9 protein-coding genes are annotated in these 11775 nt (G+C 53.3%); 6 read left to right on the forward strand and 3 right to left on the reverse strand.

What is annotated here, in order from left to right; all coding sequences use genetic code 11:
* Positions 1-8 precede the first annotated feature (8 nt).
* A complete protein-coding gene (gene fghA / locus ABKW30_RS05305) occupies positions 9-842 on the forward strand; it encodes an S-formylglutathione hydrolase (protein WP_348597181.1) in 834 nt (277 codons plus the stop codon).
* Here fghA and ABKW30_RS05310 read toward each other — a convergent pair.
* The 3 genes from ABKW30_RS05310 to ABKW30_RS05320 form a co-directional block, all read right to left on the reverse strand.
* A complete protein-coding gene (locus ABKW30_RS05310) occupies positions 839-1588 on the reverse strand; it encodes an RES family NAD+ phosphorylase (protein WP_348597183.1) in 750 nt (249 codons plus the stop codon). The genes fghA and ABKW30_RS05310 overlap by 4 nt on opposite strands.
* Positions 1548-1928 carry an MbcA/ParS/Xre antitoxin family protein gene (locus tag ABKW30_RS05315; RefSeq protein ID WP_008122238.1) on the reverse strand — a complete coding sequence of 127 codons (381 nt, stop codon included), beginning with the start codon at positions 1926-1928 and terminating at the stop codon, positions 1548-1550. Before ABKW30_RS05315 ends, ABKW30_RS05310 begins: the two co-directional genes overlap by 41 nt.
* A 216-nt stretch (positions 1929-2144) precedes the next feature.
* Positions 2145-3524 carry a cytochrome P450 gene (locus tag ABKW30_RS05320; protein WP_348597185.1) on the reverse strand — a complete coding sequence of 460 codons (1380 nt, stop codon included), beginning with the start codon at positions 3522-3524 and terminating at the stop codon, positions 2145-2147.
* Positions 3525-3778: 254 nt separating this feature from the next.
* Between ABKW30_RS05320 and ABKW30_RS05325 the strand changes: the two genes are divergently transcribed.
* The 5 genes from ABKW30_RS05325 (at position 3779) to ABKW30_RS05345 (ending at position 11760) form a co-directional block, all read left to right on the forward strand.
* Positions 3779-5530, forward strand: coding sequence for a hypothetical protein (locus ABKW30_RS05325; protein ID WP_348597187.1), 1752 nt, complete (start codon positions 3779-3781; stop codon positions 5528-5530).
* Positions 5527-5955 carry a hypothetical protein gene (locus ABKW30_RS05330; RefSeq protein WP_348597189.1) on the forward strand — a complete coding sequence of 143 codons (429 nt, stop codon included), beginning with the start codon at positions 5527-5529 and terminating at the stop codon, positions 5953-5955. Before ABKW30_RS05325 ends, ABKW30_RS05330 begins: the two co-directional genes overlap by 4 nt.
* 305 nt (positions 5956-6260) lie before the next feature.
* A complete protein-coding gene (gene gyrB / locus ABKW30_RS05335; protein ID WP_348597190.1) occupies positions 6261-8702 on the forward strand; it encodes a DNA topoisomerase (ATP-hydrolyzing) subunit B in 2442 nt (813 codons plus the stop codon).
* Positions 8703-9028: 326 nt separating this feature from the next.
* Positions 9029-10078, forward strand: coding sequence for a dipeptidase (locus tag ABKW30_RS05340; RefSeq protein WP_348597191.1), 1050 nt, complete (start codon positions 9029-9031; stop codon positions 10076-10078).
* 71 nt (positions 10079-10149) lie between these two features.
* Positions 10150-11760, forward strand: a complete 1611-nt coding sequence (locus tag ABKW30_RS05345) for an ABC transporter substrate-binding protein (RefSeq protein ID WP_348597193.1) — start codon at positions 10150-10152, stop codon at positions 11758-11760.
* Positions 11761-11775: the final 15 nt, after the last annotated feature.

Consider the following 11775-nt stretch of genomic DNA (forward strand, 5'->3'; position numbering starts at 1 on the left):
GAACAGACATGGAAACGCTGTCAATCGCAAAAAGCTTTGGTGGGACACAAGGCGTTTATCGCCATCGCAGCGATGCCTGCCTGTGCGATATGACATTTGCCGTCTTCCTGCCGCCGCAGGCCAAGGATGGTCCGGTTCCAGTGCTGTGGTATCTCTCCGGCCTGACCTGCACGCACCAGAACGTCATGGACAAGGGTGAATATCGCAGGGCGGCAGCTGAGCTGGGCGTTGCGATCATCTGTCCGGATACCAGCCCGCGCGGCGAAGACGTGCCGGATGAAAAAGACAATTGGCAGTTTGGTGCAGGCGCCGGTTTTTACCTCGATGCGACGCAGGAACCCTACGTAATCAACTACCGCATGGCGACCTATATCGCTGAAGAACTGCCAGCACTGATTGCCGCAAGTTTCCCGGTCGATATGCAGCGGCAAGGTATTTTCGGTCACTCCATGGGTGGTCATGGCGCAATTACACTAGCCCTGAAAAATCCGGGCCGTTATAAATCAGTTTCTGCTTTTGCTCCCATTGCGCGGCCCATGGTCGCTGGCTGGTCGCGTCCGGCCTTCGAAAAATATCTCGGCAGCGATGAAACGGCGTGGCGCGCCTATGACAGTGTGGCGCTGATCGAGGATGGACACCGCCTGCCGGAACTAGTAATCGACCAAGGGAAAGCGGATGGATTTCTGGATGACGGCTTGCGTCCTTGGCTGTTGGAAGAAGCGTGCCAGAAGGCCGATATCCCGCTGACCCTGAACATGCGTGACGGCTACGACCATTCCTACTTTTTCATCTCGACTTTTATGGCCGATCACATTGCCTGGCATGCGGAGCGGCTGGGCTAGGTTGTCATCCGCGGATCATTAGCAAAGGTCCCGCGGCTGAAACCAAGGCGTATATCCGCCTGATCGCAGATCGCCTTCACGCCGTAATCGGAGAAATGCAGCCGCCAAGTTGCTGTTTTCGTGGGGCGTGGCAGGGCAAAGCAGGTGCATGAAAGCAAGGCGAGATTGGCGCGTCCTTCCGGATCACGAACGGATTGATAGCGGATCAGCTCAATGTCTGCTTCCTGGGCCCTGTCGGCCAGATTGAGACAGGCGGAATAGTCGCTGAGATGTGTCCAGTGCGAAGCCTGTTCCAGAAAGGGCGGTGCCATGAGATCGAGCGCTTTGGTCGTGGCATAGCGCGCTTCGAATGCAGTGAACTCCAGCGCATTATGCGGGCATGGTGTATCCGGGCTTTCAGCAAAGAACAGCAGCCGGTAGAACGCCGTTTCTGCAACGGCGGTTTCCACAGCCTCGCTGGCATAGAACACGCCGGGCGAATAGCCCTCGCGCCGGAAGCGGGAATTGCCGGGATAACGGCCATAGCGGAAGGGCGTGGCCAGCAGATAATCAAGATGTGCGCAATCAATGGGGAGCGGTGGCTTGGTTGCCTCCAGCTCATCCTCAAGCAATGCCTGCTCATCGAGCGTATCGACAAGTTTCATCGTGGAAACGCGGTGCTGCGCTTCGACGAGGCGCCAGCAGGCGCCATGCAGAACGCGCGCTTCAGATCGGAGCGCGTCTGGCGTCCAGATAGGCGAGGACATGAGTAAGACCGTCAATGGTTTTGATGCGGTTGAGCGGTTTGCCGCCGAGCATGGTGTTGTCGGTTCGTATCCACTGGCGCGCGACAGCATCATCGCCGCCGACAATTGCATCCAACGAACGGTAAAGGCGAATGAACAGGAGCGCGAGTTCATAGCTCTTGCCGGTCAGGGGCGAACCATCAAGACTGCGCTTCAGGCGCGACAGGCTGGGTTCTGACAGGCCGACAATATTGGAAAGCTCCTTGGCGGTCAGCCCGAGCAATTCAGCGGAACGCAGCAGCGCCTTGGATACCACCGTGGTCTTGCTTGGTGTTTCTTTATATTGAGCGGTAGTTCGCATGGCACATCCTTTCATTAGAAATATAAATACAATAAATTTCTGGTGAAATCAAGCGGATGCATCAAAGTATTGCGTGGTTCGACAAGCTCACCATGAGGAAGGTGGTAGTTGACAGGGAGACCGCTAGTTGCGGTGTATATTGGCTGCAAAGCTCATGATTAGCTTGCAGCCCACCTCACCTTCCTCATGGTGAGCCCCGTCGAACCACGCACGACATTAACGCCTTGAAGTAACGCTCATCGGCAGGCCACCATTCGGTTGTGTCGTCAGTTTCTGCACCGGCCAAGGTTTCACGCCTCCTGCCATGTCAAAGCGGAAGCGATGCAGAAGTATCGCAAGTGCGATGATTGCTTCCTGCAAGGCAAAGCTGGCACCTATGCACACACGGGGACCGGCACCGAAAGGCAGGTATTGAAAACGGTCGATCCTGCCGCGGTTTTCGGGATGAAAACGCGAAGGCATGAAGGCATCAGGCTCTTCCCAATAGAGACGGTGGCGATGCACGGTCCAGGGCATAACCAGAACGGCAGCGCCCTTTGGGAGCTTCAAATCCTTATACTGATCGTCTTCAACAGGTTCGCGGTTGATTGACGGCGCTGGCGGATAGAGCCGCATGGCTTCTTCAAATGCAGCGCGCGTGAAGGGCAGTGCGTCGAGCCACTCATGAGGTGCGGGTAAATCGCGCTGATTCATGAAGGCATCGATTTCCTGCTCGATCAGGTCACGCTCCCATGGCGCACGCGCCAGAAGATAAAGCGTCCAGCCAAGCGCTCGTGCCGTTGTTTCATGACCCGCGCCAATGAAGGTAATGATATTATCCTCGATCTCGGCGCGGGACAGACCGTCCGGACCCTCAGCACGCAAGAGAAGCGTCAGGAAATCATTGGGAACCTTGTCGCCTTCCTTATCCATCCGGGCTTTGCGCAGCTTTATCGTGTTAGCAACAATCTGGCGGAAGAAGGCGAGGGCGCGGCGCCCGCGAATTTGGGTAAAGCGGGGCAACCACTCCGGCGCGCCGAGTAGATCAAGCGGATCAACGCGGCCCATGGTTTCAAACAGACGGTCGACCTCATGCGAAAACTGGTCGGGATCGCCGGCGATCTCACCTGAGAACAGAGTTTCGGCGAGGATATCATAGGTCAGCATGGTCATGTCCCGCGACACATCGGTAATGCCGGTCTGCCCCTCATAGCGGTTGGCGAAATTCTCGGTTGCACGCTGCATGCTTGTCGCAAAGCCATTGATGTGGCGCGGCGTAAACACCGGCGCCATGGCTTTGCGTGAGCGTTTCCACGTATCACCCTCCGCTGTCAGCAGGCCATCGCGAAGGATGGGGCGCAGGATACGCTGGCGAACAGCCGCCATCTTGTAGTTCTTGGCGTTATCGACGAGGACATGGCGGATGAGGCCGGGATCATTGGCAATAATCGTATGCGCGAATGACCAATCGATCGACACCCAAGGCTCATTGTAGGAGGGCTCGCCCCACAGCTCCAGCGGATTGCGATAGATTGTTCTGATCAACTGTAACGTGCCAACAGGCCCCGTACGCGGAACAGGGGCCGGGGGTGTGAATGCGGTTCTCAGATTGTCCATTGCGTCTCCATAAACCCGATGTGGGGACGAGTATGCGCTATGTCCACAAATTTGGCAGGACAAGCTTGAGGTGAACATTGCAAATTTATGTGCCAAATTGACGCAATTTTTCTTGACCCAAACGCTTCTGTGGGCTCTAGTCAATTATCGCAAAGAGGCATTTTCAGCTAGTTTTCAGCATTATGCGACCAAAGTATTATATAAATATATCAAATAGTTAATCTAGAAAATTTATAATGTGAGGTTTTTAAATCATGCGTTTTCGGTCATGCTGGCTGACGCTGGCAGTTTTTCTCGCAGCCTGTAGTGGTGGCGGTTCAGATTCGGAGCCGGAAGAAACCACATCATCATTTTCGCCGTCGCATGTGGTCATTCCTCAAGCCAACATCAAGTCAACGCCCGGCTCTACTATATTTAAGTATGGGCCTGATGATGGAGTTTCACGCTGGAAAGTAAGCGAGGAGCCGACAAGCAAGTCACAGAAAATCAATGTGAACGGCACGCCGATAGAGTTTACCGCCACTGCGGGACATCTGATTTCGACCGGCTCAATACCCGTGGGAAGCGGGCTCGTATACAGAGATGCGGATGCTGCGATCTTTTACACTGCCTATACGCGCGACGACCTGCCAAAGGGAAATCGGCCGGTTACATTTGTTTTCAACGGCGGTCCAGGTGGTGCATCAGCATCGCTTGATCTCGGTTTTCTCGGTCCGAAAAGTTTTGACCAAGAAGCTTCCGAAAAAGCGGGAACAGTGCTCTTTAAGGATAATACCAACACTCTGCTCGACAAAACCGATCTCGTCTTCGTCGATCCGGTAGGGACAGGTTATTCGGCAGCTATCAGTCCCAATGAAAATCAAGATTTTTGGGGTGTTGATAGCGATGCGAAAGTTTTGCGTGGCTTTGTAACACGCTATATCGATGTCAATAATCGCCGGAGTTCACCGAAATACATTTACGGTGTGTCATATGGCGGGCTTCGTGCGCCAATTATCGGCCGGCTGTTGCTTGAAGGCGGGTCAGGTAAATCTGCTGCGGATTCTGCAACAAAATCCGCAAACGTTCTGAATGGCTTGATCCTCAATTCGCCAATTCTTGACTACAAAACTAGTTGCTATTTCCCCGAGGTCTCCTGTCACGTTAATCTTCCGACATATTCAATGGTCAAGGCATTCCATGACAAATCTGTCGAACAGGTAGACTTTCAATTGCCAGCCTTCATTGCAAGTACCAAGGCATTTGCGGGAGCCTTCGACAAACTTTATCAGACGGTGTTTAGTGGTATTTCCCAAGAAAAGCCGGATCGCTCCAAGTGGGATGCTTATCTCAAAAAACCAGAGGCGGAGGATTTTCTCAATAAGCTTTACCAGCTGACCGGGATAGGCAAGCTTTACCAGTCTGGCGATGGCGCGGGCAACAATCCATGGATTGCCAATCCCAATATGGACAGCCTTGAATTTGCCAAGAACTTTGACCCTGCAAAGGGTACGCTATTGCTGGGTGATGGGCGATTTTTCCTGGATAAGGACGAAATCGATCCAGCGCTTGATCGTACCGATGAGCCTTATGATGAGCTTAAACTCTATCAAACTGCTTTCATCAACTACAGGGCGCAATCAAGCTATCTCAGCAGCAATGGAAAGATCATCGGTAACTGGGATTATGAGCCTGATCAAAACCTGTCCATAAACGGCGACCGGTACGGAAGTACAATTCCCGATTTAGCCTACGGCATGACACTAAACCCGAAGCTGAAGGTCCTTGTTCAGCACGGTCACTACGATCTCAACACGCCCTTCCACCAATCGGAAGTGGATATTCAGAATGCAAAACTATCTTTGAAAATTCCTGTTAAGTCCTATTCTGGCGGTCATGGGATCAGCCCGTTCGGGACCGACAAATATGAGACCGTTCTGACTGAACTCAAGGCATTTTACGATCTCCAGACTGGTGTGAAGCTTGCAGCTTTCAATGCAGACCAATTCGAAGCGAGGAAACCATGAGCAGCTTGAAGCTTTTCACCATAGTAGTTCTAACTTCGATAGCTTTGCAGGTAGACACATCGGTGGCGGATAACTCCGCTACACTGGCAAAGCCACCGAGATTTGGTGCGACTATCCCGGGAAAGGTTTACTCTCCAACCAAAATCCCCACGAAAAGAACTGCCGTTCCGATTACTCCAGAAACGGTACTCAGCGCTGTCGATGATCGCATCCGTGCGCTTTTCGACAGAGCAGCCGATCCTGCAACGCGATTGGTAACAGTTGCGTCAGCCGACAAGGCAGGTGTGGGATACTTTATCGACAACTTCCCTGAGATCGATAAAGATCAGGATGGCAGTCTGAGGTTTAGCGAAGTCAAGAATTTTCTTGAACCACAATTGCCAATTGAAAGGCCGGTCTCGAAGGAAATTCAGATTATCGAGTAGGTAGGAACACCTTCGAACAATCGAATGGCTTTGCTGCGCGGGCAGGGACTTGAATAAGGCCAAATGCAGCGACGAGTGGTGAAAAGCCACTCACCGCTGCATTTTCGCGTCGTTTTACGCGCATCAGGACACAGATTATCCATAGTGCGGACCTAGGTTGCATATCATCCGTGGATGAGCGAATCGCGCGAATTGGAAAAACAGACATTAATCACTATATCTAGGCATTCGGCCGGGCATGATTCGCCCGGTTGTGCTATAAAGACAGATGTACTGTTCCCGCCTATAGAAAAGATAGAATTTACATGAGTGAAACACCCGAGATGACGACCGAAACCTCGCCGGAATATGGCGCGGAGTCTATCAAGGTTCTCAAGGGGTTGGATGCTGTCCGCAAGCGCCCCGGAATGTATATTGGTGATACGGATGATGGCTCCGGCCTTCATCACATGGTTTACGAAGTCGTGGACAACGCTATTGACGAGGCACTTGCCGGTCATGCGACCCGCGTTACCGTAACACTCAATCCCGACGGTTCCTGCACAGTTACCGATAATGGCCGCGGTATTCCGACAGATATGCACTCGGAAGGCGTCTCTGCGGCAGAAGTCATCATGACCCAGCTCCATGCGGGCGGCAAGTTCGACCAGAACTCCTATAAGGTCTCGGGCGGTCTGCACGGCGTTGGTGTTTCGGTGGTCAATGCGTTGTCGGTCTGGCTCAAACTGAAAATTCGCCGTCAGGGCAAGATTCATGAAATGAGCTTCACCCATGGCGTGGCTGATTCACCGCTGGTGGTGACGGGCGATGCCGGTGATCTGACGGGAACGGAAGTCTCGTTCCTGCCTTCGACAGATACTTTCACCATGGTTGAGTTTGACTTCAAGACGCTGGAGCACCGCCTTCGCGAGCTGGCCTTCCTTAATTCCGGCGTGCGTATTCTGCTCGCTGATCATCGTCATGCCGATCCGATCGATCTGGAGCTGTTTTACGAGGGTGGTTTGACTGCCTATGTGAAATACCTTGATCGTACGAAAAAAGAATTGGTCAACGAGCCGATTTACATTCGCGGCGAGCGCGATGATACGACCGTCGAAGTGGCCATGTGGTGGAATGACAGCTATCATGAGAATGTCCTGTGCTTCACCAACAATATCCCACAACGCGATGGCGGCACGCATCTTGCCGGTTTCCGTGGCGCTCTGACGCGTCAGATGACTGGTTATGCGGAGAACACCGGGCAGGCGAAGAAAGCCAAGGTCACGCTTACGGGCGATGACTGCCGCGAGGGCCTTACGGCCGTGCTTTCGGTAAAAGTGCCTGACCCTAAATTCTCGTCGCAGACCAAGGACAAGCTGGTTTCTTCCGAGGTTCGCGCCGTGGTGGAAGGTCTCGTCAACGAAGCGCTTTCAACATGGCTTGAAGAGCATCCTGCCGAAGGCAAGGTGCTGGTCGAAAAGGTTATTCAGGCCGCTTCCGCCCGTGAAGCTGCACGCAAGGCGCGAGACATTACGCGCAAGAATTCGCTGAGCATCAGTTCGCTGCCGGGCAAGCTTGCCGATTGTCAGGAAAAAGATCCGGCCAAGTCTGAAATCTTCATCGTCGAGGGCGATAGCGCCGGTGGTTCAGCCAAAGGCGGGCGTTCGCGCCAGAATCAGGCCATCCTGCCGCTGCGCGGCAAAATTCTGAATGTGGAGCGGGTAAAGCTCGACCGGATGCTTTCGTCCGACCAGATCGGCACGCTGATCCTCGCGCTCGGCACCAGCATCGGCAAGGATGAATTCAATCCGGACAAGCTGCGCTATCACAAGATCATTATCATGACCGACGCTGACGTCGATGGCGCTCACATTCGCACATTGCTGTTGACGTTCTTCTTCCGCCAGATGCCGGAGCTTATCGAGCGCGGCCATATCTATATCGCACAGCCACCGCTTTATAAGGTTTCACGCGGCAAGTCCTCGCAATACCTCAAGAACGAGGTTGCCTATGAGGAGTTCCTGATCGAATCCGGGCTCGAAGAAGCTTCGATGGAACTGGATAGCGGCGAAGTTCGCACCGGCGCAGATTTGCGTGGGGTCATCAATGATGCGATGGCGGTTCGCCATCTGTTGCAGGGCCTGAACACGCGCTATGACCGCGCCGTTGTCGAGCAGGCTACAATTGCAGGTGCGCTCAACCCGGAAGCCATCTCTGATACAGCACGGGCACAAGCGCTGGTGACGGAAGTTGCCGGACGCCTCGACCTTATCGCTGAAGAAACCGAAAAGGGCTGGAACGGCCGTCTGGCTACGCCGGATGACGGGGTTGATGGCTACGTCTTCGAACGCTCGCTGCGCGGCGTCAAGGAGACGGTCACCTTGGACATGGCGCTGATTGGCTCGGCGGATGCTCGTCAGCTTGATCGTTATTCTGCAAAGCTGCACGATATTTATTCCAAACCGCCCATCCTGCGCCGCAAGGAAAAGTCGGATGCCGTAGCGGGCCCGATTTCATTGCTCGAAGCAGTCTTCGCCGCAGGCCGCAAGGGGCTTTCGTTGCAGCGCTACAAGGGTCTCGGCGAGATGAATGCCGATCAGCTTTGGGAAACCACGCTCGATCCAAATGCTCGTTCGCTGCTGCAGGTCAGGGTCAACGATGCGACGGACGCAGACAGTCTGTTCTCAAGGTTGATGGGCGACGACGTCGAGCCGCGCCGCGAGTTCATTCAGGACAATGCTTTGAGCGTGGCAAATCTGGACGTTTAAAAACTGAATGACGACGCGATCAGATAGATTACGTCACGATTAATCCAGCGGAATTAATCAGGGTAATAATTAAGGCGGCAATCGACAGATTGTCGCCTTTTGGCTTTTTGGCTCAATGCACTCACCATAAAACACAAAGTTGACCACTCCAGGCTGCACAATGTCTGTGCAAATCGTGCTGTCGCCCGCTATTTATACTTTTGTGCAATAACTCTCTTGAATGTTCATTGCGGTCATGATCTTTTGACAAAAAGTAGCATCGCGAAACTCGGCATGGCCGACTATGCGACGCCCAGCTTTTTAAATGAATCCGAACGGGAATTGAAATGCAGCCAGTCTTCGATGGTCACAACGACGTGCTCTACAGGTTGTGGAAACATTCGAAAAACGGGTCGGACCCGGTTCAGGAATTCATTGAAGGGACAGCCGCCGGCCACATCGACAAAAAGCGTGCGCTCAAGGGCGGATTGATTGGTGGCCTTTGTGCCATTTACGTCCCTTCAGGTGACCTCGCCTTCAAGGCTCCGGACGCCAACGGACATTACTCGACACCATTATCTGCGCCGCTCGAACGCGCTCCATCGCTCGATGTCGCATTGGAAATGGCGTCGATTGCCCTGCGCCTGCAACAGGCCGGTGGCTGGAAGTTGTGCCGCAGCACGGCAGAGATTACCGAATGTATCGACCAGGATCAGTTCGCGGCGGTTCTTCATATGGAAGGCTGCGAGGCGATCGGTGCTGATCTGGCGGCGCTTGATGTGTTTTATGCGGCGGGCCTGCGTTCACTTGGACCAGTCTGGAGCCGCAACAATGTCTTTGCTCATGGTGTGCCTTTTGCCTATCCGATGAGCCCGGATACAGGCCCGGGATTGACCGGGGCAGGCGAAGAGCTGGTCAAGGCTTGCAATCGCCTTGGGATACTTATCGATCTGGCCCATATCACTGAAAAAGGTTTCTGGGATGTGGCGCGTCTCAGCGATCAACCGCTTGTGGCGAGCCATTCCAATGTGCACGCGCTAACGCCGGTCGCACGTAATGTTACCGACAAGCAGTTCGATGCGATCCGCGAGAGCAAAGGCGTTGTCGGGCTGAACTATGCGGTGGCGATGCTTCGCCCGGATGCACGGGAAAATGCCGATACCCCGCTAACGGATATGGTTCGCCACATCGACTATATGGTCAATCGCATGGGTATTGATTGTGTGGCGCTTGGTTCTGACTTCGATGGTGCTAAAATCCCCGGCGAGATAGCCGATGCAAGCGGCAATCAAAAACTGGTCGGGGCATTGCGCGAGGCAGGCTATTCAGAAGACGAACTTGCAAAGATCTGTCGTAAAAACTGGCTGCGCGTGCTTAGCTCTGCCTGGCACGAATAATAAAAAGAAACAAAAGGCCCGGGACAGTTCAAGAGATCCTCGGCCATAGCTCTAAACAGGGAACCAGAATAATGTTGATGACCAGGATGAATCCAAAATTTCGAATGATGCTCGGCGGCGCTGCCATGTCCGCGATAATCATGTCGGGCATGCCGGCCTTCGCTGAAACGCCCGCCGATACACTGGTTGAGGCATGGGCCATTGATGACGTCATTTCTCTTGACCCCGCAGAGGCCTTCGAGCTGACCACAGCTGAGATCAACGGTAACTCTTATGACAAGCTCGTACGGCTCGATGTCAATGATCCGTCAAAGATCGTTGCTGATATCGCCGAGAGCTGGACTGTTTCCGATGACGGCCTTACCTACACATTCAAGCTGAAGCCGGGCCTGCAATTTGCTTCAGGCAACCCGCTCACTGCTGAAGATGTCGCCTATTCCTTTGAGCGTGCCATCAAGCTAGACAAGAGCCCGGCTTTCATTCTCACGCAATTTGGCTTGACGGCCGATAATGTCACGGAAAAAGCCAAGGCTACCGATCCATTGACCTTCGTGTTCACCGTTGATCAAGCCTACGCACCGAGCTTTGTGCTGAACTGCCTGACTTCGACCGTGGGCTCGGTAGTCGACAAGAAGCTGATCTCGGAACATATCGTCAATGATGATTATGGCTATGCCTGGCTCAAGACCGGTTATGCTGGTTCGGGTCCAATGAAAATTCGCGATTGGCGCGCCAACGAGATCGTCGTTCTGGAACGCAATGATAATTATTACGGTACCAAGGCGCCGCTAAAACGCGTTATCTACCGCCATGTCAAGGAAAGTGCGGCGCAGCGCCTGTTGCTTGAAAAGGGCGATATCGACGTTGCTCGTAATCTAGAGCCCAACGATTTTGGCCAGGTAAAGAAGAACAAGGACATCGTCACAGTCAGCGCGCCCAAGGGCACAATTTATTATATCAGCCTCAACCAGAAGAATGAAAATCTGGCCAAGCCGGAAGTACGGCAGGCATTGAAATATCTGATAGATTATGACGCGATCGGCGAACAGCTGATCAGCGGCCTTGGTGAAATTCACCAGACTTTCATACCGAAGAACATGCTGGGTGAACTGGACGAGAATCCCTTCAAGCTTGATGTTGCCAAAGCCAAGGAACTTCTGGAAAAGGCTGGCCTGAAGGACGGCTTCTCTTTCACCATGGATACACGTAACAGCCAGCCGGTCACGGGCATCGCTGAATCGGTACAGCAAACGCTCGCGCAGGCGAACATCAAAATGGAGATCATACCAGGTGATGGTAAGCAGACGCTTACCAAGTATCGGGCACGCACACATGATTCCTATATTGGCGATTGGGGCGTCGATTATTGGGACCCGAACTCCAATGCCGAAACCTTCACCAGCAATTCGGACAATGCGGACACGGGAACCAACAAGACGCTTGCCTGGCGCAATTCCTGGGACGTACCGGAGCTGACAAAAGAAACAAAGGCAGCACTTTTAGAACGTGACGGTGCAAAGCGCGCCGCCATGTATCAGAATCTGCAGAAAAAGGTACTTGAGACCAGCCCGTTCATCTTGATTTTCCAGAAAACAGAGGTTGCCGGACTGCGCTCCAACGTGAAGAACTTCAAGCTGGGGCCTTCTACCGATACGAATTACGTTTTCAATGTAACGAAGTGATCCGGAACCTGTACC

The organism is Phyllobacterium sp. SB3 (genome assembly GCF_040009165.1).
In the GTDB taxonomy this organism is placed as follows: domain Bacteria; phylum Pseudomonadota; class Alphaproteobacteria; order Rhizobiales; family Rhizobiaceae; genus Phyllobacterium.

Bases quoted from the DNA above. Each gene is read 5' to 3' on its own strand.
- ABKW30_RS05325 (WP_348597187.1), top strand. From the start codon at position 3,779: ATGCGTTTTCGGTCATGCTGGCTGACGCTGGCAGTTTTTCTCGCAGCC.
- ABKW30_RS05330 (WP_348597189.1), top strand. From the start codon at position 5,527: ATGAGCAGCTTGAAGCTTTTCACCATAGTAGTTCTAACTTCGATAGCT.
- ABKW30_RS05310 (WP_348597183.1), bottom strand. From the start codon at position 1,588: ATGTCCTCGCCTATCTGGACGCCAGACGCGCTCCGATCTGAAGCGCGC.
- fghA (WP_348597181.1), top strand. From the start codon at position 9: ATGGAAACGCTGTCAATCGCAAAAAGCTTTGGTGGGACACAAGGCGTT.
- ABKW30_RS05340 (WP_348597191.1), top strand. From the start codon at position 9,029: ATGCAGCCAGTCTTCGATGGTCACAACGACGTGCTCTACAGGTTGTGG.
- ABKW30_RS05345 (WP_348597193.1), top strand. From the start codon at position 10,150: ATGTTGATGACCAGGATGAATCCAAAATTTCGAATGATGCTCGGCGGC.
- ABKW30_RS05315 (WP_008122238.1), bottom strand. From the start codon at position 1,928: ATGCGAACTACCGCTCAATATAAAGAAACACCAAGCAAGACCACGGTG.
- gyrB (WP_348597190.1), top strand. From the start codon at position 6,261: ATGAGTGAAACACCCGAGATGACGACCGAAACCTCGCCGGAATATGGC.
- ABKW30_RS05320 (WP_348597185.1), bottom strand. From the start codon at position 3,524: ATGGACAATCTGAGAACCGCATTCACACCCCCGGCCCCTGTTCCGCGT.